This is a genomic window from Salinarimonas rosea DSM 21201, from assembly GCF_000429045.1.
GTDB lineage: Bacteria > Pseudomonadota > Alphaproteobacteria > Rhizobiales > Beijerinckiaceae > Salinarimonas > Salinarimonas rosea.
Map to the genome: position 1 here is coordinate 62,460 of NZ_AUBC01000013.1, position 20,610 is coordinate 83,069.

Sequence of the window (20,610 nt, forward strand, 5' to 3'; positions counted from 1 at the left end):
GGGAGGCGCGCATGCGGCTGAAGATCACCACCTGGAACATCAACTCCGTGCGCCTGCGGCTGCCGCTCGTGCTGCGCTTCCTCGACGAGCACGCGCCCGACGTCCTGTGCCTGCAGGAGACCAAGTGCCCGGACGACAAGTTCCCGTCCTCCGACCTGCGCAAGGCGGGCTACGAGCACATCCACTTCGTCGGGCAGAAGGGCTATCACGGCGTCGCGGTGCTCTCTCGGCTGCCGCTCGATACGCCGCGGGTGATGAGCTTCTGCGGCAAGGCCGACGCACGCCACATGTCGGTTCGCCTCGCCGCCGGCGCGGGCGCGGCGGCGGGGATCACGATCCACAATTTCTACGTCCCCGCCGGCGGCGACGTGCCCGACCCGGCGCTGAACGAGAAGTTCGCCCACAAGCTCCAGTTCCTCGCCGAGATGCGCGCCTGGGGCGGCGCCGAGCGCCCGACCGCGGCGCCGGCGATCCTCGTCGGCGACCTCAACGTCGCGCCGCTCCAGCACGACGTGTGGAGCCACAAGCAGCTGCTCGGCGTCGTCAGCCACACGCCGGTCGAGACCGAGGCGCTGGAGACGCTGCGCGGCGAGGCCGGCTGGGCCGACGCGGCGCGCGTGCTCGTGCCGGAGCCGGAGAAGATCTACACGTGGTGGAGCTACCGCGCGCCCGACTGGGTGAAGGCGAACAAGGGCCGGCGGCTCGACCACGTCTGGCTCTCGCCCGACCTGATGGGCACCTGCCGCGCCGTCGACGTCCTGCGCGACGCCCGCGGCTGGGACCGGCCGTCGGACCATGCGCCGGTGACGGCGACGCTGGAGCTGTGAGCGCGCTTCCCCCCGATCTCTGGTCGTCGCTCGCGGTCGAGACGCCGCGCCTCGTGCTGCGCCCGCTCGTGCCCGCCGACGCGCCGGCGCTGCGGGCGATCACCGACGATCCGGCGGTGGCGCCCTTCGTCTCGTTCCTGGCCCAGCCCTTCGGCCTCGACGACGCCCGCGCGCTGATCGCCCGCAACGGGGAGGGCGCCACGGAGCGCTTCCTCGGCATCGTCCGGGACGACGCGCTCGTCGGCGTGATCGGCGCGCATGCGCATGCGCCGGTGGACGATCGCCCGGCCGTCGAGATCGGCTACTGGCTAGCCGCCGGGGCGCGGGGCGCCGGCTACGCCCGCGAGGCGGCGCGCGGGCTCGTCGCCCGGCTGCGGGCGCTCGCGCCGGAGGCGATCGTCGTGGCGGAAGTGACGCTGGAGAACGCGGCCTCCCGGCGGCTGCTCGGCGATATCGGCTTCGTGCCGGCCGGCACCCCGGGCAAGCGGCCGGGCCGGAAGATGATGTTGCTACTATAGGTCTGCAATACACGCGACGCGACGTCTGGAGTACGGTGCTGAAAGCTGAATTTCAGCTTATATTCGTGCTTTCGGGCGAGCGTTGATCGATGCGCTCACGGCGTCAAGTCCCATAAACATTTGATTCAGCTCCACGTGGTGAAATCCTCCCGTGCGCCTCCCGAACCCGCGCACCCAGGAGGTCAAGACCATGCGCAAGCTCGCCATCTATGCCGCCGGCATCCTGCTCGCCGCCGGCCTCGCCACCTCCGCGCACGCGGATCTCGCGCCGCTGGAGATCGAGGGCGCCACCACCCTCGACGCCGACGGCGTCATCGAGCTCGTCACCTCGACGCCGAGCCTCGTCATCCTCGACAACCGCAGCCAGGGCGACTACGACGCCGGCCACATCGAGGGCGCGGTTCGCCTGATCGACACCGACATCGCCTCGGAGGCGGACATCGTCGCCCATGCGGCGAAGGACGACCCGGTGCTGTTCTACTGCAACGGCCTCTCCTGCGGCCGCGCAGCCAACGCCGTGATCAAGGCGGTCGGCTACGGCTACTCGGACGTCTACTACTACGCGCTCGGCATGGAGGAGTGGAAGGAGCGGGGGCTGCCCCTCGTCTCGAACTGACCCGCAACCGCATCGTCCCGGCGCGGTCGAGGCGCCGGGACGATGCGCGCACACGCGAAGCCCACTCCCGGAGGCCGAGCCCGTCATGACCGAGCACAAGAAGCTTCTCGCCATCCTGATCGCATCGGCGGTGCTCAACTGCATCGCGGCGGTCGGCGTGATGTCCCTCGTCACCTCGCGCTACGAGGGCGCCGTCCACGAGGCCACGGCCGCCCAGCTCGGCTCCATCCTCAACGGCTACGTCTCCGATGCCGGGAGCGACTATGCGCGGCAGGTGACGGCGCTCACGACCCAGATCGCCCAGGTCGCGGAGCTGCGCCAGGCGGCGGGCGGCGGCGATGCCGCTGCGGCGGGCGCCGTGCTGCCGGAGATGCTGCGCCGTGAGGCGGTGACCTCCGGCGCCGTCGCCGTCTCCGGTCTGGCGCTCTACCGCCCGGACGGGACGCTGATCGCCGAGCATGCGGTCGTGCCGGGCTTCGCGTCGCCGGCGGACCTGCCGGCGCGGCTCGCCGGCCGATCGGGCGCGGCCGCGCTCGAGGCATTGCGGATCGACTGGTCGGCGGCCGGCGCGCCGCGGCTCGGTATCGTGGTTCCCGTCGGCGGCCTGCGGGTGGTCGGATACCTCGCAGTGCATTCCGACCCGCTGCATGCGCTGAGCGCGCTGGACGAGCGGCTCGGCCTCGAGCTCGCTTTCCTCTCCGCCGCCGACGGTCGCATGCTCGCCGATCTCGGCGGCTACGCCCTTCCCGAAGGGGCGGTGCCGGCCTCCGCCACCCTGCCGATCCTCGACGCCGAGGGTCAGCCCGCCTTCGACGTCGCCGCGCGCTGGGACGTGGCGCGCTCCGCCGCGACCATGGCGGAGACGAAGACGTTCTCGCTGGGCGTGCTCGTCGCCGTGGTCGCCCTCGTCGGGCTCGGCACGATCGCCCTCGTCTTCCGCCTGATGCGTCGCATCGCCCGCGCCGAGTCGGCCGCTGCCGAGGCCACCATGCGGGCGCGCGTCGCCGAGGAGGAGGAGCGCCGCGCCGCCGACGATGCGCGCACGCGGGAGGCGGCGGAGGCGCGCCGCCGGGAGATGATGGCGATGGCGGACGCGCTCGACGCCTCCGTCGCCGGCGTGGTCCAGGCGCTGTCGAGCGCAGCGGCGCAGATCGAGGGCTCCGCGGGCGGCCTCGTCGCGCTCGCCGCCACCACCACCGATCGCGGCCGGGAAGCCGGCGAGGCGTCGGCACGCGCCAGTGCCGACGTGCAGACGGTCGCCTCGGCCAGCGAGGAGCTGAGCCATTCGATCTCCGAGATCGGCGGGCGCGTCTCGCAGGCTTCCGAGATCGCCGGCTCGGCCGTCTCGGAAGCCGCGGCGGTGGGCGACAAGGTCCGCGCGCTGGGCGAGGCCACCGCCCGCATCAGTGACGTGGTCGAGCTCATCGACGCCATCGCCGCGCAGACGAACCTGCTCGCGCTCAACGCCACGATCGAGGCGGCGCGTGCGGGCGAGGCGGGGAAGGGCTTCGCGGTCGTGGCCGCCGAGGTGAAGACGCTCGCGGCGCAGACCGCCAAGGCCACGGAAGAGATCACCGGGCAGATCGGCGCCGTGCAGGGCGCGTCCGGCGAGGTCGTCGCCGCGATCGACGGGATCAGCCGCACGATCCGCGAGATCAGCGGGATCTCCACCCAGGTCGCCGCGACCGTCGAGCAGCAGCGCGCCGCCACCTCCGAGATCGCCCGCTCGGTCGCGCAGGCCGCGCAGGGCGCCGCCGGCATCGCCGGCAACGTCTCCGAGGTCACCGACGCCGCGGCGCAGACGACCGACAAGGCCGGCGAGCTGCGCACGGCGTCGGGCGCGCTGACCGAGCAGGCCGAGCGGCTGCGCCGCGAGATGGCGGCCTTCCTGGGCAAGCTCAGGGCGGCGTAAGGCGCTTGACGCGCAAGACAGCCGCTCACCCCAGCCGCGCGCCGACCCGCATCAGGTCCTGCGTCAGGCTCTCGAGCTCGGCGGCGAGGATCGCGTGCATGCCCGCCGCGGCACGGGGATACTCTTCCAGGACGCGGCGCATCAGCGGTCGGGTGAGGCGAATCACGCTCGCCGGCTCGCGCGCCGTCGCCGTCGCGGGGCGGCGGGTCTCGGCGAAGAGCGCGGCGGCGCCGATCAGGTCGCCGGCGCGCGCCACGGTGACGGGCTTGCCGCCCTCCACGTCGAGCCCGATCGCGCCCTCGGCGACGACGAAGCCGCATTCGGCCCGGTCGCCCTTGCGGAACAGGGCCTCCCCCTGGCGCAAGCGCCGCTTGTCGGCGGCGAAGGCGAGCAGGCGCAGGCCGTCGCGATCGATCAGGCCGATCAGGGGAGCGCTCGCCAGGAGCGCGATATCGTCGTCGAGGGACATCGCGCCTCGGGCGTCGCTGGATCAGGGCAGCAGCTTGTAGCCGCCGCCCTCGGTGACGAGGAAGCGCGCCGCCGACGGATTCGGCTCGATCTTCTGGCGCAAGCGGTAGATGTGCGTCTCGAGCGTGTGTGTCGTGACGTTGGAATTGTAGCCCCAGACCTCGGCGAGCAGCGTGTCGCGCGAGACCACCTTCTGCCCGGCGCGGAACAGGAAGCGCAGGATCGCGGTCTCCTTCTCCGTGAGCTTGAGCTTCGAGCCCTTCTCCGACACGAGCAGCTTCGCGCCGGGCCGGAACGAGTAGGGCCCGATCTGGAAGATCGCGTCCTCGGAGGCCGCGTATTGCCGCAGCTGCGCGCGGATGCGCGCCAGCAGCACCGCGAACTTGAAGGGCTTGACCACGTAGTCGTTGGCGCCCGCCTCGAGGCCGAGCACGGTGTCCGCGTCCGAGCCCTGGCCCGTGAGCATGATCACCGGCGAGCGGAAGCCGTGCTTGCGCATGAGCTTGACGCCCTCGCGCCCGTCCATGTCCGGCAGGCCCACGTCCATGATGACGAGGTCGATGCGGTCCGCCTGCACGGCCTTCATCGCCTCCCCCGCCGTCTCGGCGGTGGTGACGACGAACTCGTCGTAGAGGGCGAGCTGCTCGGCGAGCGTGTCGCGCAGATCCTGGTCGTCGTCGACGACGAGTATCCGGTTGGCGTTCGACATGGGAAGTCCTCGACCACGGAGCCGTGTCGCTCACGGCTGTAGACTAAACCGCCGTCTCCCGGCAACAAGCGGCGGCAGGGAGTCGGGAGGGGTTATGCCCAGGCGATTGCCGGGAGACCCGCCGGGAAGGGAGGCCTCGATGCCGTCGCACACGCTCTCGCGCATCGCCGTATACCGCGCGGCCGGCCCGCGCCACCGCGGCCGGCTCGTGGCGGGGAGCCTCGTTCTGCCCTGCGCCCTGGGCCGCGGCGGCATCCGCCGGGACAAGCGCGAGGGTGACGGCGCGACGCCGGCGGGCACGGTGCGCCCGCTCGGCGCCTTCTTCCGCGCCGATCGCGGAAGCCGGCCGGCCACGCTGCTGCCGCTCGCGGTGATTCGCGAGGCGGACGGCTGGTGCGACGCGCCCGGCGATCGCAACTACAATCGCCCGGTGCTGCTGCCCTACCCGGCGAGCGCCGAGCGGATGCGCCGGGACGACGCGCTCTACGACATCGTGGTCGACCTCTCGGCCAACCGCGGGCCGATCCGAAAAGGGCGCGGCAGCGCGATCTTCCTGCACGTGGCGAAGCCGGGCTTCCTGCCGACCGAGGGCTGCATCGCGCTCGAGAAGCGGGCACTGCGGCGGCTTCTCGCCCGGATCGGGCCGCGCACGCGCTTCGTCGTGGGCTGACGCGCGACCCGGGCGGTCGGGGCTCAGTGCGCGCCGTGGCCCATCGGGGGTGTGCGCGAGCCGAGCGCGCCCACCGAGAAGACGACGGGCACCTCGCCGGCGCGCTCGAACACGAGCGTGCCGGCGAATGTCTCGCCCTCCGCGAGCGGCCGCTTCAGGCCCATGAGCATCACGTGGTAGCCGCCGGGCGCGAGGGCGACGCTCCCGCCGGGCGGGATCTCGAGGCCGCCCTGGACCGGCGCCATGCGCGCGACGCCGTCGACCGTCTCCATCGAGTGGACCTCGAAGCGCTCGGAGATCTCGGCGGAGCCGCCGAGGAGCCGGTCGGGCTCGGAGCCGGTGTTGACGATCGTCAGGTAGCCGCCGGCGACCGGCGCGGCGCCGGGTGTCGCGCGCGACCAGGGCGTCTCGACGCGGATGTCGCCGGCGCCGAACGTATCCGCCGCGAAGGCGGGGAGGAGGGGCGCGCCGGCGAGGCCGAGCGCGAGGGCGGCCGCGAGCGCGGCGCGGGTGAAGTGGGCGAGCATGGCTAGGGTCTCCGGGCGGATCGCTGCGATCCGGATCGCTCGAGGATGGGAAAAGGGAGGGCTCGGGGCGATCAGGAGACGGGCGGCGCACGGGCGCCGAGGGGAGCCGTGGACGGCCGCGGACGCGGGGCGTCGAGGCGCGCGGCGAACCGTGCGAGGGGCTCTGCGACGCGCATCGGCGGGGACGTCGCCGCCGACGGCGCCAGCGCCGGGCCGGAGGGGCCCGCACCCAGGCGGCAGGCGTGCCAGCAGGCGTCCGCCGGCGCATCGGCCGGCATCGAGCCGTCGACGGGGCACCAGACCGTTCCCCCCGCGCCGGCCCCTCCCGGGGAGAGGGCGAGGGCTCCCGACAGGCCGCCGAGCAGGCTCGCGAGAACGAGCCCGTAGAGCGCCAAGACGGCGATCACCGTGCGTGCGGGGCGGGCCAGTCGCGAGAGCGTCCTCGACAGCGTCCTCATGGGCGAGGCTCTACGCAAGCCCGGCGCATCGCGCAAGCGCGGACGGCGGGGCGCGAGGTCGCTAGGCGAGGATCACGACGCCCATGGCCACGATGGTCCACGCCGTGGCGTATGCGCCGAGCGCCAGGCGCCGCGTGGTGCCCGGCAGGCCCCCGGGCTGTGCCGGGACGGTCGCCGGCGTGACGAAGCGCAGGGCGAGCCACCCGCCGAACACGCCCCAGAAGCCGGTCAGCAGCAGGAAGAGGTGCATCACGCCCCAGCCGATCGTCTCGGGCCCGGCGAGGAGCCCGAACAGCGGCAGGATCGACAGGAGCGGCCAGAGCGCCAGGATCGGCGTCAGCGCGATCGTCGCGAGCTGCGCCTCGAAGTCCCGGCGGGGGCCGATCAGCCGCGCGCTCGCGTGCCTCTGCGGCTCGGTGAGGGTGCGATGCTCCATGATGCTGCTCCCGCGCTGGTGCGCACGTCGATCGTGCCTGCCACGCTTACGTCCTCCGCGGGTCCGCGGTCGCCCCGGGGAAGCGCGGCATTTCGTCCGCGCCCCCGGGAGGACGGTCGCGCCGCCGGGCCCGCTCGCCCCACCAAAGTGCGATATCCCCCTACCTTGCGGTGCGGCCTGCCCCTCCAGTAACGTGCCGCGCAACAAAGGTCCGACAGGCGCCGGCGCGGCGCTCGTGCGGCAGGTATCGCGGGGAGGACACGCATGGCTGAGAAGATCTACGACGTCTCGCGGGATTGGGCCGAGCGCGCCTATGTCGACGCCGCGAAGTATCGCGAGATGTACGAGGCGAGCATCGCGGACCCGGAGGCCTTCTGGGCCGAGCACGGCAATCGCATCGACTGGTTCACGCCCTTCACCAAGGTGAAGAACACCACGTTCGGCCCCGGCGAGGTGTCGATCGCGTGGTTCGAGGACGGCACCACCAACGTCGCCTACAATTGCGTCGACCGCCACCTCGAGACCCGCGCGGACCAGGTCGCCATCATCTGGGAGGGCGACGACCCGGGCGAGTCCAAGCGCATCACCTACCGCGAGCTGCACGAGCACGTGTCGCGCTGGGCCAACGTCCTGCGCAACCGCAACGTCGCCAAGGGCGATCGCGTCACGCTCTACCTGCCGATGATCCCCGAAGCCGCCTATGCCATGCTGGCCTGCGCGCGCCTCGGAGCCATCCATTCGATCGTGTTCGGCGGCTTCTCGCCGGACGCGCTCGCGGGACGCATCGAGGATTGCGCCTCGCGCTGCGTGATCACCGCCGACGAGGGCCTGCGCGGCGGCCGCAAGGTGCCGCTCAAGGCCAATGTCGACGCCGCGCTCGAGCGCCTGCCGAAGGACGCGGTCGACCACGTCGTCGTGGTGCGGCGCACCGGCGGCGCGGTCGCCATGGATCCCGGCCGGGACGTCTACTACGACGCCGCCGCGGAGATGGTCACGGCGGAGTGCCCCTGTGAGGAGATGAACGCGGAGGATCCGCTGTTCATCCTCTACACGTCGGGCTCCACGGGCAAGCCGAAGGGCGTGCTGCACACGACCGGCGGCTATCTCGTCTACGCCTCGATGACGCACCAGTACGTCTTCGACTACAAGGAGGGCGAGGTCTACTGGTGCACGGCCGATGTCGGCTGGGTCACCGGCCACAGCTACATCGTCTACGGCCCGCTCGCCAACGGCGCGACGACGCTGATGTTCGAGGGCGTGCCGACCTACCCGTCGATCTCCCGCTTCTGGGACGTGGTCGACAAGCACGAGGTCAACATCTTCTACACGGCGCCGACCGCCATCCGCTCGCTGATGGGCGCGGGCGAGGAGCCGGTGCGGAAGACGTCGCGCGCGAGCCTTCGCCTGCTCGGCTCGGTCGGCGAGCCGATCAACCCCGAGGCCTGGGAGTGGTACCACCGCGTGGTGGGCGAGGGCCGCTGCCCGATCGTCGATACCTGGTGGCAGACGGAGACCGGCGGCATCCTCATCACGCCGCTCCCCGGCGCCATCGCCCAGAAGCCGGGCTCGGCGACGCTGCCCTTCTTCGGCGTGCGCCCGGAGATCGTCGATGCCGAGGGCAAGGTGCTGGAGGGGGCCTGCGAGGGCAACCTGTGCATCGCCGATTCGTGGCCGGGCCAGATGCGCACGGTCTACGGCGACCACGAGCGCTTCGTGCAGACCTACTTCTCGACCTACCCGGGCAAGTACTTCACCGGCGACGGCTGCCGCCGCGACGAGGACGGCTACTACTGGATCACCGGCCGCGTCGACGACGTCATCAACGTCTCCGGCCACCGCATGGGCACCGCCGAGGTCGAGAGCGCGCTCGTCGCCCACCCGAAGGTCTCCGAGGCCGCCGTGGTCGGCTACCCGCACGACATCAAGGGCCAGGGCATCTACGCCTACGTCACGCTGATGGCGGGGATCGAGCCGTCGGAGGACCTGCGCAAGGAGCTCGTCAAGCACGTGCGCCAGGAGATCGGACCGATCGCCACCCCCGACAAGATCCAGTTCGCGCCGGGCCTGCCGAAGACCCGGTCGGGCAAGATCATGCGCCGCATCCTGCGCAAGATCGCCGAGGACGAGTTCGGCGCGCTCGGCGACACCTCGACCCTGGCGGACCCGGCGGTGGTGGACGACCTGATCGAGCACCGGCAGAACAAGCGCGGCGCGGCTGCGTGAGGGGGAGGGGCGAGGGCGCCGAGCGCGCTCGCCCTGAGGGAGACGACGAGCGCCCCGGTGGTCCTTGTGGATCGCCGGGGCGCTCTGCCTAGAGTCGGAATCGAAGACCGCTCCCGTCGCCACGCACGGGCCGCCGCCTGCGACAACCGCCGTGTCCCGATGTCTCCTCTCACGACGGTGTGAGCAGGGCTGTGCTCTACCTGCGCGGACGAACACCGCGAGGGAGCACCGCGATGAAGAGAACACCCGTCAATCCCTGGTCCTGGTCCCTGCAACTCGGCTTCAACCAGGCCGAGATCCTGCAGGGCGACGCGCGAACCCTGGTCTGCGCGGGCCAGACCGCCGTCGACGGCGACGGCAATCCGCAGCATCCGGACGACATGCGCCGCCAGGTCGCCCTGGCGCTCGACAATCTCGAAGCCGTGCTCGGCGCGGCCGGCATGAACCTGTCTCACGTGGTGCGGCTGGTGGTCTACAGCACCGATGTGGACCAAACCCTCGCGAGCTTCGATCTTCTGGGCAGCCGATTGGGGTCCGCCGGGGTCGCCCCGCCGATGACGCTGCTCGGCGTCACCCGGCTCGCGCAACCGTCCCTGATGGTCGAGATCGAGGCGACGGCGGCGGACTGACCGCGCCCCGCCGCAGCGCCCGTTCACCGGAAGGCCGGATCGGTCTATACCGATCGCACGGAAGCGGCGATCTCAACGGCGGGTGACGCGATCGATGCGGCGGGCGGAGCGGCTCTTCAGGCTCGTCAACGAGATGCGCAGCCGGCGCATCAGCCGGGCCCGCGATCTGGCGGCGGCGCTCGAGGTGAGCGTCGGCACGATCTATCGCGACATCGCCCAACTGCAGGCGTCAGGCCTGCCGATCGACGGCGAAGCCGGCGTGGGATACATCCTGCGGCCCGGCTTCGATCTGCCCAACGTGGCTTTCACCCACGACCAGATCGACGCCCTGGCCGTGGGCCTGTCCTTCGTCGAGCGCACCGGCGATCCCGTCCTCGCGACGGCGGCGAAGGAAGCGCGCGCGCTGATCCAGGCGAGCCTGCCGTCGCCCGAGGAGCGCAGGCTCGCCGACGCGCCGTTCTACAGCCTCCTGCCGATGCGGGCGGCGACGCAGCACGGAAGCCTCGTGCGCCGCGCCATCCGCGATCAGCGGATCGTCGAGATCGCCTACACGGACGCCGCGCGCAACACGACGCGCAGGCGGCTGCGCCCGCTCGTGATCTGGGATCTGCCGGACGGCTGGATGGTCTCCGGCTGGTGCGAGCTGCGGGGCGGCTTCAGGACCTTCCGCTACGACCGGATCTGCGAGCTCGTCCTCACGGACGACCGGTTCGAGGAGGACGAGCGGACCGGGCTCATCGCGTTCATGGCGGCGGAGCGCTGCCAGGCCTGGTGAGGCCCGGGCGGGGCGCGACCCGGACGCGCGCGAGGGCGCTGCTCGCTTGAAATCGGACGAGGGGCGTGGCCATCTCCCGGCGGCGCCCCGGCCGGAGATCGAACCATGCCCCTCGACGAGACCCTCCCCTTCATCCCCGTCCGCATCGCCGTCCTCACCGTGTCGGATACCCGCGACCTCACGCAGGACAAGTCCGGCGACACGCTCGTCGCGCGGATCGAGGCGGCGGGTCACCACCTCGCGGATCGGGCGATCGTGAGGGACGAGGTCGCGGCGATCCGGGCGGCGGTGCAGGGCTGGATCGCGCGCGAGGACGTCGACGTCGTGATCACCACCGGAGGCACCGGCTTCACCGGGCGCGACGTCACGCCCGAGGCCGTCGAGCCGCTGTTCGAGAAGCGCATGGAGGGCTTCTCGGCGATCTTTCATCGCATCAGCTACGACAAGATCGGCACGTCCACCCTCCAGTCGCGCGCGACCGCGGGCGTGGCGGGGGCGACCTACGTGTTCGTGCTGCCCGGCTCGCCGGGGGCGTGCAAGGACGCCTGGGACGGCATTCTCGGGCCGCAGCTCGACTATCGCCACCGCCCCTGCAACTTCGTCGAGATCATGCCCCGTCTCGACGAGCACCTCAAGCGCGGCAAGCTCAAGGGCTGATCAGGCCCGGCCTTCGCGCACCAGCGTCGCGGCGAGCCGCACGACCCGCGGGCGCGCACCCTCGTCGAGATGGGAGGCGTGGACGAGATCGCCCGCGCGGGGGCGCTGCGCGCCCGCGCCGAGCCGCGCGACAAAACCCGCCAGCAGGCCCGCCACCTCGCGCCGCATCCGGCCGAGCGCACCGGGCGCGTGCGCCGGCGCCGTCCCCGCGAAGCGCTCGAGTGCCCGGGAGAAGCCCTCGAGCGGCACGTCCCCGGCCTCGAGCAGCAGCAGCCAGTCCCGCCGCGCGGCGCGCGCGCCCGCGCGCCAGGGGGCCTCGCCCGGGGCGAGCGCGACGAGCGTCGCGCCGGCGGCGTCCGCCAGCGCCTCGATCGCCGGCGGCGGTGTGCCGTGCACGAGCACGACGGCGTCGGCGATCGCGCCCTCCGCCACGCCGGGCACGAGCGCCGCGATCGTCGCCGCGAGGGCCTGGGGGTCGCCGTCGGACAGGATGAGCGCGCTGATCATGGCGGCCCTATAGCGCAGCCGTGCGGCCGCGTAACCCCGCGTCCCCTGCGCGCGGCCGGCGCGCCCGAGGAAAGGCGGTGAGAGCCTCGGACGGAACCCGGATGGGGTTGCTTCGTTCTCATTTCGTTCGTATAAGGGACATTAGAACATAGGCGGAACTGTAGAGAACGTCCGTTCGGAGGTCGTCATGAGCCCGGTCGCCAGCACGGCGCGCGCACCGCGCCACATCCTCGTCCCCGGCCCGAGGGAGGCATCGCCTCGCGAGCCGCACCCCCGCGAGCCCTCGGCGCGCGATCTGCAGCGCCGTGCGCTCCTGCGCGACACGGGGCGCCCGGAGGCCGTGGCCGAGCGGCTGCGGCGCGGGCGCGGGGCGCAGACGAACGAGACCGGGCGTTTCGAGCGAATCACCCGCGAGGCCTTCGAGGAGGACCGGCTCCACGACGAGGAGGAGCGGGCGCTCGCGCTCGCCACCGAGGTGGTGGAGGAGCGCGCGCGCACGATCATCGCGCGGAACCAGTCGCCCGACATCGGCTTCGACTACTCGATCAACCCGTATCGCGGCTGCGAGCACGGCTGCTTCTACTGCTACGCCCGCCCGAGCCACGCCCACCACGGCCTCTCGCCGGGGCTCGACTTCGAGACGAAGCTCTTCGCCAAGCCGGACGCGGCGGCGCTGCTCGAGCGCGAGCTCGCGGCGAGGAGCTATGTCGCGAAGCCCATCGCGCTCGGCGCGAACACGGATCCGTACCAGCCGGTGGAGCGGCGCTACCGGATCACGCGCTCGGTGCTCGAGGTGCTCGCGAAGCGCTCGCACCCGGTGGGCATCGTCACCAAGTCGCATCTCGTCACGCGGGACGTCGACATCCTCGGGCCGATGGCGGAGCGCGGCCTCGCCAAGGTGGCGATCTCGCTGACCACGCTCGATCCGGTGCTGGCGCGGCGGATGGAACCGCGGGCGGCGACGCCGGCGCGCCGGCTCGACGCCATCAAGCGGCTCACGGACGAGGGCATCCCCGTTACCGTGCTCGTGGCACCGATCGTGCCGGCGATCAACGACCACGAGATCGAGCGGATCCTGGAGGCGGCGCATGCCGCCGGCGCGCGCGAGGCGGGCTACGTGCTTCTGCGCCTGCCCGACGAGCTCAAGGGGCTCGCCCGGGACTGGCTGATCGAGCACTATCCCGACCGGCTGGAGCGCGTCCTCTCGCTGGTGCGCCAGACCCGCGGCGGCAAGGAGTACGACGCGACCTGGGGCGTACGGCAGACCGGGACGGGCGCTTATGCCTGGATGATCGGGCGGCGCTTCGAGACCGCGGCGCGCCGGCTCGGGCTCAACGCGACACGCACGCGGCTGCGCACGGACCTGTTCGAGCCGCCGACCGTCGCCCGCCGCCGGGCGGCGGAGGACCAGCTCTCGCTGTTCGCGTGAGCCGGTCCCGGCGGGCCTCGCCTCACGCTTCCCCGGCGGCCGGCGCCGGGAGGCCCTCGACGAGCCCGCGCTTCTTGAGCAGCGGCCCGACGTCGGGCATGCGGCCGCGGAAGGCGAAGTAGGCTTCCGCCGGATCGCGCCGGTTGCCGGCGGCGTAGATGTGCTCGCGCAGCCGCGCCGCCGTCTCGGGGTCGAACGGGTCGCCGGTCTCCTCGAAAGCCTCGAACGCGTCCGCGTCGAGCACCTCGGACCACATGTAGCTGTAGTAGCCCGCGGCGTAGCCCGAGCCGGCGAAGACATGGGCGAAGTGCGGCGTGCGGTGGCGCATGACGATCTCGTCGGGCATGCCGATGCGCGCCAGCGCCTCGCGCTCGAAGGCCTCCGGGTCGAGGTTGCCGGCGTCGGGCAGGAGGTGGAAGTCGAGGTCGACGAAGGCGCAGGCGAGGTATTCCACCGTGGCGAAGCCCTGGTTGAAGGTCCGCGCGCCCACGAGCTTGTCGCGCAGGGCCTGCGGCATCGGCTCGCCGGTGCGCCAATGTCGCGCGAAGCGCTCCAGCACCTGCGGCGTCTCGAGCCAGTGCTCGTAGAGCTGCGAAGGCAGCTCCACGAAGTCCCGCGCCACCGCCGTGCCCGCGAGCGAGGGATAGGTCACCTCCGAGAGCAGGCCGTGCAGGGCGTGGCCGAACTCGTGGAAGAGCGTGCGCGCGTCGTCGAAGGAGAGGAGCGGGGGCGCCTCGGCGCTGCCGGCGGAGAAGTTCATCACGTTGACGATGATCGGCCGCACCCGCCCGTCGAGGTTCTGCTGCGAGCGGAAGGACGAGGCCCAGGCCCCCGAGCGCTTCGAGGGACGCGCGAAGTAGTCGCCGTAGAACAGGCCGACATGCGCGCCGGCGGCGTCGCGTACCGCGAAGGCGCGCACGTCCGGATGCCAGGTCGGCACGTCCGAGCGCTCCTCGAAGGAGAGCCCGAACAGCCGCTCGGCCACGAAGAAGGCCGCCTCGATCAGGCGGTCGAGGGGCAGGTAGGGCTTGATCGCGCCCTCGTCGAGATCGTAGCGGGCGCGGCGTACGCCCTCGGCGAGGTAGCGCCAGTCCCAGGGTGCGACGTCCGGGCTCTCCCCGCGCTCGGCCGCGAGCGCCGCCAGCGCATCGCGCTCCTCCGTCGCCCGCGCCCGCGCCGGCTCCCAGACGCGCCCGAGCAGGTCGCCGACGGCGTCGGGCGTCTTCGCCATGGCGTCGTCGAGCTTGTAGTGCGCGAAGGTCTCGTAGCCGAGGAGACGTGCGCGCTCGGCGCGCAGCCGCACGGTCTCGGCGACGATGCCGCGGTTGTCCCGCGCGCCCGCGTGCGCGCCGCGCTGCGTCCAGGCCTCGAAGGCGCGCCGGCGCAGGTCGCGCCGCGCCGAGAAGGCCAGGAAGGGCTCGACCGAGGAGCGCGCCAGCGTGATCACGTGCTTGCCTTCGAGGCCGCGATCGGCCGCCGCCCGCGCCGCGGCGGCGACGAGCCAGTCGGGCAGGCCGGCGAGGTCGTCCTCGCCCTCGAGGATCAGCGTGAAGCTGCTCTCGTCGCCGAGCACGTTCTGGCCGAAGGCGGTGCCGAGCTCGGCGAGACGCGCGTCGATCTCGGCGAGCCGCGCCTTCGCCTCCGGCGCGAGCTCGGCGCCGGCGCGCACGAAGCCCAGGTGCGTGCGCTCCAGGAGCCGCAGCGCCTCGGCGTCGAGCCCGAGCATCTCGCGCGCCCGGAAAACGGCGTCGACCCGCGCGAACAGGCCGGCGTCGAGCATGATCCTGGAGGAATGCCGCGAGAGCCGCGGCGCCATGCGCCGCTCGATCGCCTGGATCGCCTCGTTCGTGTGCGCGCCAGAGAGGTTGTAGAACACCATCGCGACGCGCCTGAGGTCGCGCCCGGCGCGCTCGAGCGCGACGATCGTGTTCTCGAAGGTCGCGGGCTCGGCCGTGTCGCGGATCGCGGCGATCTCCGCCTCGTGCGCCGCGAGCCCCGCCTCGAAGGCCGCCTCCATGTCCTCGGGCCCGATCTCGGCGAAGGGCGGGGCCTCGAACGGCGTGTCCCACGCCCGGAAGAAGGGGTTCTCGCTGTGCTCGGCATCCGCGGGCATGGGCCGGCGCTCCTGCTCTCGTGTCTCGCTCGCTTCGAGATAGGCGCTCCCCTCGGGCGCGTCGAGGCGCTATCGAGGGAGAGCCATGCGCATCAGCGATCCCCCCGCCTTCATCCGGGCCCATACGCGGCTCCTGCCGGTGCCTCACGCGCCCGAGCTCGTCGTCCACGTCGCCGACGAGGCGACGGCGCTGTGGGAGAAGACCGAGGAGGAGCTCGGCGAGATCGGGCTGCCGCCACCCTTCTGGGCCTTCGCCTGGGCCGGCGGGCAGGCGCTCGCGCGCTACGTGCTCGACCATCCGGAGACGGTCGCCGGGCGGCGCGTGCTGGACTTCGCGGCGGGGTCGGGTCTCGTCGGCATCGCCGCCGCGCGGGCCGGCGCGGCGCGGGTGGAGGCCGCCGACATCGACCCCTTCGCCTGCGCGGCGATGCCGCTCAACGCGGCTGCGAACGGCGTGACGATCCATCCGCGGACGACCGACCTCGTCGGCGTCGACGAGGGCTGGGACGTCGTTCTCGCCGGCGACATCTGCTACGAGCGCGACCTCGCCGCGCGCGTCCTCGCCTGGCTGCGGACGCTCGCCGCCCGCGGCGCGACCGTGCTCGTCGGCGATCCCGGCCGCGCCTACCTGCCCAAGGACGGCCCCGCGGCGGGCCTCGAGCGGCTCGCGACCTACGAGGTGCCGGTGACGCGGGCGCTGGAGGACGCCGAGAGCAAGCGCAGCACGGTCTGGCGGCTGCGCTGAGGCGCCGAGGCTCCCGCCGTCAGTCGCCCGCCCTCAGTCTCCCGCGATCGCCGCGCGCGCCGTCTCGGCCAGCGCCGCCCGGCTCGCGGGACGGGTGTAGAACATGTGCCCGCCGGGATAGGTCTCCTCGACGACCCGCGCCCGCAGGCTCGCGGGGAGCTGGCGCAGCAGCAGCGTCGAGGCGAAGTAGGGCGTGACGAGATCGGTGAGGCCGTGCGCGACGACGACGTCGAGGCTCTCGTCGAGCGCCATCGCGGCGGCGAGCTCGTCGAGCGCCTCGGGCGCGGAGCGCGCCGAGCCGTAGTCCCAGGCGCCGGAGACACCGCCGTTGAGGAGCACCCATTGCCGCTCCGGCACCCACGCGAGCTTCTCGCGGTAGAGCGTGAGCGCCGCCGCCGTGAGCGGTGCGGTGAGCGCGTCGAGGACCGGGTCGCGCCAGCGGGGCGCCACACGGGTGGGGGCAGGGTCGGGCGTGGTGACGCCGGTATCGTAGAGGCTGCCGACGCGGCCTTCCGCGCGCCAAAGCTCGCGGGCGAGGAGCCGCGCGTCGACCCGCCCGGCCTGCCGCCGCACGAGATCCTCCGGCAGCCCGGTGAGCTCCGCGAGCCGGGTCACGACCCGGTCGACCGCGGCCGCGTCGGAGAGGCCGGCGAGGAGGTCGGAGACGTAGGCCCCCGTGGCATAGGCCTCGACTTCCGCGAGCGCGCCGCGCGAGGCCTCCCCGGCCTTGTCGAGCGCGGCGGCGGCCAGCGAGGGCAGGAGCGCGACCCGGCCCATCAGGTTCGTGTCGGCGGGGCTGATCCAGGCGAAGTCGAGGACCGGGGAGACCAGCACGAGCGCCGAGAGCGCCATGCCCCGGTCGCTCGTCAGCGTGTCGGCGAGGAGCGGCATGCGAAAGCCGCCGTAGCTCTCGCCGACGGCGGCCTTGGGCGAGGCGGCGCGGCCGTTCTCGACGGACCAGCGGAAGACGAAGTCCGCGAGCGCCGCGATGTCGCCGGACACCGAGAGGTAGCGGTTGCGCGTGCGGTCGCTCGGCGCCACGAGCCGGGAGTAGCCGGTGCCCACGGGATCGACGAAGACGAGGTCGGTGAAGGCGAGCCAGGTGTCGGGGTTCTCCACCAGGGTCGGCGTGGCGGAGGGGACGATCACGTCCTCGCCGAACCCGATCGTCCAGGGGCCGAGCGCGCCGAGATGGAGGTAGGCGGAGGCGGCGCCGGGCCCGCCGTTGACGACGAAGGTCACCGGCCGGCGCGCCGGATCGGCGCTCTCCTCGCTCGGATCGTCGCGCAGGTAGGCGACGTAGGCGATGTCCGCCTCCTCCTCGCCCGACGACCCCGTGAGGGTCAGGACGCCGGCGGTGGCCGCGAAGGCGAGGGGTTCGCCGTCGACGACGATCTCGTGGCGGGTGGTCACGGGATCGGGGAGGCGCAGCCCGTCGGCGGAGACCGGACGATCGGCGCCGGGCGGTGCGGCGTCGCCCGCGGCGGCCTGCGTCTCTCGCGCGCGGTCGCCGCCCTGCGCCTCCTGGGCGAGGACGGAGGAGGGGAGCAGCACGAGGCAGGCCGTGAGGACGATCGCGTGCGGACGCGGAACGCGGGGAAAGGTCAAGGCGGGCTCCGGAGGACTGGTTCGGTGGTCCAGCCTAACGCATGGCGGCCCGTCCGGAGCCGTGCCCGCGCTCACGCCTTCGCGAGGCGCCGTCGCCGTCGCCGCGCGTGGTTCCACTCGCATGCATGGAGGGGTCGGATGGTGGGCGCGACAGGGATTGAACCTGTGACCCTTCGCGTGTGAAGCGAATGCTCTCCCGCTGAGCTACGCGCCCGTTCCGAGGCGCGCTTCATAGGCCGACGCGCGCGGGCCGTCAAGCGCTCGATCGCGGGTGCGCGCGAAGGATTTCTCGGCCTCGCGGCGCGGCGGCAACAGCACATTCACGAAAATCTGATTATGGTCCCCGCGTGGCGTTTCGTAGGCTGCACGGTGACGACGGATCGACGATCGCCGCCGGGATTCGGGGTCCCCTCCGCGGCAGGCGGGAACGGGTACCGCGTCCCGTGCGTCGCCGTGCGGCGGCCAGGTGTTCCGGCAAGCGTCAAGGACCAGGAGCTTCCATGCGGTTCGTTCTCTCACTCACCCTGGCGTTGGCCGTCGCGCTCGGCGCCCTCGCCCTGCAGCCGACGCGGGCGTCGGCGGAATGGATCAACCCCGCCCTCCTCGACGGCCCGGGCGGCGTCGGCAACGTGTTCCAGGGCTCCGCGATCCCCCGCCGCGTCGTCGACTTCGACGGGCGGTACGCGCCCGGCACGATCGTCATCAGCCATTCCGAGCGCCGCCTCTACCTCGTCCAGGAGGGTGGCAAGGCCATTCGGTACGGCGTCGGCGTCGGCCGCCCCGGCTTCGGCTGGCGCGGCTCCTACCGCCTGAGCATGAAGCGCGAATGGCCGGACTGGCGTCCGCCGGCGTCGATGCGCCGTCGCCAGCCCGACCTGCCGGTGTTCATGGCCGGAGGCCCGAACAACCCCCTCGGCGCCCGCGCGCTCTACATCGGCAGCACGCTCTGGCGCATCCACGGCTCCAACGAGCCGCAGACGATCGGCCAGGAAGTCTCGTCGGGCTGCGTCCGGATGACCAACGAGGACGTCACCCACCTCTACGAACGCGTGCGCGTCGGCGCCCGCATCGTGATGAAGGACTGAACGACCGGACCGCCGCCCCGGCTCAGCGCCGGCTCAGCGCCGGCGCGGCGGCTCGCGCGAGAGGCCCTTGGCCGCGAGCTCGGACAGGTATTCCGACCAGCGCTCGGCGTGGGTCTCGCCCAGGCGGCGCAGGTAGTCCCAGCCGTAGATGCCGGTGTCGTGCATGTCGTCGAAGACGAGCTTGACGGCGTAGTTGCCCACCGGCTCGACCCCGATGATCATCACCTCCATCTTGCCGGGCACGGTCTTGCGCTCGGCCGGCGAGTGGCCCTGCACCTCGGCGGACGGGCTCGTCACCCGCAGGTACTCCGCCGGCAGCGCGAAGGCGGCGCCGTCGTCGTACACGACCGTGAGGGTGCGCCGGTCCTTGGCGACGCGCAGCTCCGTCGGCCACGCCTGCGCGCCGCCCCCCGCGCCGGCTCCCGTCGCCTCGGACATCTCGATCGCGCTCATCGGGGATCCCTCGTATCGGTTCGCGCGCATGCGTTGACGCGGCTGGGCTTCTCTTCCATCCTCCCCCGCCCATATGGCGAGAGACGCCGGCAGACGATACAGAAGGCGCGGCCGCGGGAAAACCGTGGCCGATGCGCCCGGGAGGGAGTGGAGTGAGCGAGCCGATGACGACGCATGCGCCGAGCGCGGCGACCCCGGACGCGGGCGCGCCGCTCGTCGACCCGTTCGGGCGGGCGATCTCCTACCTGCGCGTCTCGGTGACGGACCGCTGCGACTTCCGCTGCGTCTACTGCATGTCGGAGAACATGACGTTCCTCCCCAAGCGCGACCTGCTCACGCTCGAGGAGCTCGACCGGCTCTGCTCGGTCTTCGTCCGCCACGGCGTGCGCAAGCTGCGCATTACCGGCGGCGAGCCGCTGGTGCGTCGCGACATCATGACGCTGTTCCGCAACCTCGGCCGCCACCTCGACACCGGCGCGCTCGAGGAGCTGACCGTCACCACCAACGGTTCGCAGCTCGCCCGCCATGCTGCCGAGCTCGCCGCCTGCGGCGTGCGGCGCGTCAACGTCTCGATGGACACGCTCGACCCGGACAAGTTCCGCGCGATCACCCGCTGGGGCGATCTCGGCCGCGTCATGGAGGGGCTCGACGCCGCCCAGGCGGCGGGGCTGTCGGTCAAGATCAACGCGGTGGCGCTCAAGGGCGTCAACGAGGACGAGATCGAGCCCATGCTCGAATGGGCGCACGGGCGCGGCATGGACCTCACCCTCATCGAGGTGATGCCGCTCGGCGAGATCGAGACCCACCGCGTCGACCAGTTCCTGCCGCTGTCGCAGGTCCGCGCCCGGCTGATGGACCGCTTCACCCTCACCGACCTGCCGGATCGCACCGGCGGGCCGGCGCGCTACGTGCGTGTCGAGGAGACCGGCGGGCGGCTCGGCTTCATCACGCCGATGACGCACAATTTCTGCGAGAGCTGCAACCGTGTGCGCCTCACCTGCACCGGCACGCTCTACATGTGCCTCGGCCAGGAGGACGCCGCCGACCTGCGCACGCCGCTGCGCCAGTCGGAGGGCGACGAGCGCGTCGCGCGGGCCATCGCCGACGCGATCACCCGCAAGCCCAAGGGCCACGATTTCGTCATCGACCGCCGCGTGAACCGCCCGGCCGTGGGGCGGCACATGAGCGTGACGGGCGGATGAGGGGCGCGACCGGCCCGCTTCGCTGCACCGCGGCATCTTCCGT

General features: G+C 72.6%; 22 protein-coding genes and 1 tRNA gene. 13 read left to right on the forward strand and 10 right to left on the reverse strand.

What is annotated here, in order from left to right; translation table 11 throughout:
- The first annotated feature begins 11 nt into the window (after window positions 1–11).
- The 4 genes from G407_RS0111280 (at window position 12) to G407_RS30425 (ending at window position 3,873) form a co-directional block, all read left to right on the forward strand.
- Complete coding sequence (locus G407_RS0111280; protein ID WP_029030881.1) at window positions 12–827, forward strand: exodeoxyribonuclease III; 816 nt, start codon at window positions 12–14, stop codon at window positions 825–827.
- On the forward strand, window positions 824–1,345 hold the full coding sequence (locus G407_RS0111285) for a GNAT family N-acetyltransferase (protein ID WP_029030882.1): 522 nt from the start codon (window positions 824–826) through the stop codon (window positions 1,343–1,345). Before G407_RS0111280 ends, G407_RS0111285 begins: the two co-directional genes overlap by 4 nt.
- Before the next feature lie 190 nt (window positions 1,346–1,535).
- Window positions 1,536–1,961 (forward strand): rhodanese-like domain-containing protein, encoded by a 426-nt coding sequence (locus G407_RS0111290; RefSeq protein ID WP_029030883.1) that lies wholly within the window; start codon window positions 1,536–1,538, stop codon window positions 1,959–1,961.
- A gap of 85 nt (window positions 1,962–2,046) precedes the next feature.
- Entirely contained in the window at window positions 2,047–3,873 is a 1,827-nt protein-coding gene (locus G407_RS30425; protein ID WP_052341251.1) for a methyl-accepting chemotaxis protein, read from the forward strand.
- A 25-nt stretch (window positions 3,874–3,898) separates the two neighbouring features.
- Here the strand turns inward: G407_RS30425 and G407_RS0111300 are convergent, their stop codons facing one another.
- Together G407_RS0111300 and G407_RS0111305 are read right to left on the reverse strand one after the other, a co-directional pair.
- The gene (locus G407_RS0111300; RefSeq protein ID WP_029030884.1) at window positions 3,899–4,342 is read right to left on the reverse strand and encodes a Crp/Fnr family transcriptional regulator; all 444 of its coding nucleotides are present in this window, start codon (window positions 4,340–4,342) and stop codon (window positions 3,899–3,901) included.
- Window positions 4,343–4,363: 21 nt separating this feature from the next.
- The gene (locus G407_RS0111305) at window positions 4,364–5,050 is read right to left on the reverse strand and encodes a response regulator transcription factor (RefSeq protein WP_029030885.1); all 687 of its coding nucleotides are present in this window, start codon (window positions 5,048–5,050) and stop codon (window positions 4,364–4,366) included.
- Window positions 5,051–5,189: 139 nt separating this feature from the next.
- On the opposite strand from G407_RS0111305, the gene G407_RS0111310 reads away from it, so the two are divergent.
- A complete protein-coding gene (locus tag G407_RS0111310) occupies window positions 5,190–5,720 on the forward strand; it encodes a L,D-transpeptidase family protein (protein WP_029030886.1) in 531 nt (176 codons plus the stop codon).
- 23 nt (window positions 5,721–5,743) lie between these two features.
- On the opposite strand, the gene G407_RS27190 is transcribed toward G407_RS0111310, so the two are convergent.
- From G407_RS27190 to G407_RS0111325, 3 genes are all read right to left on the reverse strand, one after another.
- Window positions 5,744–6,247 carry a copper chaperone PCu(A)C gene (locus G407_RS27190; protein ID WP_052341252.1) on the reverse strand — a complete coding sequence of 168 codons (504 nt, stop codon included), beginning with the start codon at window positions 6,245–6,247 and terminating at the stop codon, window positions 5,744–5,746.
- 71 nt (window positions 6,248–6,318) lie between these two features.
- Entirely contained in the window at window positions 6,319–6,705 is a 387-nt protein-coding gene (locus G407_RS0111320) for a hypothetical protein (protein WP_156917560.1), read from the reverse strand.
- Window positions 6,706–6,766: 61 nt separating this feature from the next.
- Window positions 6,767–7,141: a hypothetical protein gene (locus tag G407_RS0111325; protein ID WP_029030888.1), complete on the reverse strand. Its 375-nt coding sequence runs from the start codon at window positions 7,139–7,141 to the stop codon at window positions 6,767–6,769.
- Window positions 7,142–7,405: 264 nt separating this feature from the next.
- Between G407_RS0111325 and acs the strand changes: the two genes are divergently transcribed.
- From acs to moaB, 4 genes are all read left to right on the forward strand, one after another.
- Entirely contained in the window at window positions 7,406–9,364 is a 1,959-nt protein-coding gene (acs, locus tag G407_RS0111330; protein ID WP_029030889.1) for an acetate--CoA ligase, read from the forward strand.
- Between the two features lie 233 nt (window positions 9,365–9,597).
- Window positions 9,598–9,993 (forward strand): RidA family protein, encoded by a 396-nt coding sequence (locus G407_RS0111335; protein ID WP_029030890.1) that lies wholly within the window; start codon window positions 9,598–9,600, stop codon window positions 9,991–9,993.
- Window positions 9,994–10,075: 82 nt separating this feature from the next.
- Complete coding sequence (locus tag G407_RS0111340; RefSeq protein WP_210163107.1) at window positions 10,076–10,768, forward strand: helix-turn-helix transcriptional regulator; 693 nt, start codon at window positions 10,076–10,078, stop codon at window positions 10,766–10,768.
- 105 nt (window positions 10,769–10,873) lie between these two features.
- Window positions 10,874–11,425, forward strand: coding sequence for a molybdenum cofactor biosynthesis protein B (gene moaB, locus G407_RS0111345; protein ID WP_029030892.1), 552 nt, complete (start codon window positions 10,874–10,876; stop codon window positions 11,423–11,425).
- On the opposite strand, the gene G407_RS0111350 is transcribed toward moaB, so the two are convergent.
- Window positions 11,426–11,932, reverse strand: coding sequence for a hypothetical protein (locus G407_RS0111350; RefSeq protein ID WP_029030893.1), 507 nt, complete (start codon window positions 11,930–11,932; stop codon window positions 11,426–11,428). It abuts the gene before it with no gap.
- A 187-nt stretch (window positions 11,933–12,119) separates the two neighbouring features.
- Here G407_RS0111350 and G407_RS27195 point away from each other — a divergent pair, with 187 nt between their 5' ends.
- Entirely contained in the window at window positions 12,120–13,361 is a 1,242-nt protein-coding gene (locus G407_RS27195; RefSeq protein ID WP_084327472.1) for a PA0069 family radical SAM protein, read from the forward strand.
- 22 nt (window positions 13,362–13,383) lie between these two features.
- Here the strand turns inward: G407_RS27195 and G407_RS0111360 are convergent, their stop codons facing one another.
- Entirely contained in the window at window positions 13,384–15,474 is a 2,091-nt protein-coding gene (locus tag G407_RS0111360) for a M3 family metallopeptidase (RefSeq protein WP_029030894.1), read from the reverse strand.
- Between the two features lie 85 nt (window positions 15,475–15,559).
- Here G407_RS0111360 and G407_RS0111365 point away from each other — a divergent pair, with 85 nt between their 5' ends.
- On the forward strand, window positions 15,560–16,219 hold the full coding sequence (locus G407_RS0111365) for a class I SAM-dependent methyltransferase (protein ID WP_029030895.1): 660 nt from the start codon (window positions 15,560–15,562) through the stop codon (window positions 16,217–16,219).
- A gap of 33 nt (window positions 16,220–16,252) precedes the next feature.
- Here G407_RS0111365 and G407_RS27200 read toward each other — a convergent pair whose 3' ends face one another.
- Both G407_RS27200 and G407_RS0111375 read right to left on the reverse strand, forming a co-directional pair.
- A complete protein-coding gene (locus tag G407_RS27200) occupies window positions 16,253–17,827 on the reverse strand; it encodes a S10 family peptidase (protein ID WP_052341253.1) in 1,575 nt (524 codons plus the stop codon).
- 139 nt (window positions 17,828–17,966) lie between these two features.
- A tRNA-Val gene (locus G407_RS0111375) sits at window positions 17,967–18,041 on the reverse strand.
- A gap of 286 nt (window positions 18,042–18,327) precedes the next feature.
- Between G407_RS0111375 and G407_RS0111380 the strand changes: the two genes are divergently transcribed.
- Complete coding sequence (locus tag G407_RS0111380) at window positions 18,328–18,912, forward strand: L,D-transpeptidase (RefSeq protein WP_029030896.1); 585 nt, start codon at window positions 18,328–18,330, stop codon at window positions 18,910–18,912.
- A 33-nt stretch (window positions 18,913–18,945) separates the two neighbouring features.
- Here G407_RS0111380 and G407_RS0111385 read toward each other — a convergent pair whose 3' ends face one another.
- Window positions 18,946–19,365, reverse strand: coding sequence for a gamma-butyrobetaine hydroxylase family protein (locus G407_RS0111385; protein ID WP_245259077.1), 420 nt, complete (start codon window positions 19,363–19,365; stop codon window positions 18,946–18,948).
- A 164-nt stretch (window positions 19,366–19,529) separates the two neighbouring features.
- Here G407_RS0111385 and moaA point away from each other — a divergent pair, with 164 nt between their 5' ends.
- Window positions 19,530–20,567 carry a GTP 3',8-cyclase MoaA gene (gene moaA / locus G407_RS0111390; RefSeq protein WP_029030898.1) on the forward strand — a complete coding sequence of 346 codons (1,038 nt, stop codon included), beginning with the start codon at window positions 19,530–19,532 and terminating at the stop codon, window positions 20,565–20,567.
- The last annotated feature ends 43 nt before the right edge of the window (window positions 20,568–20,610 follow it).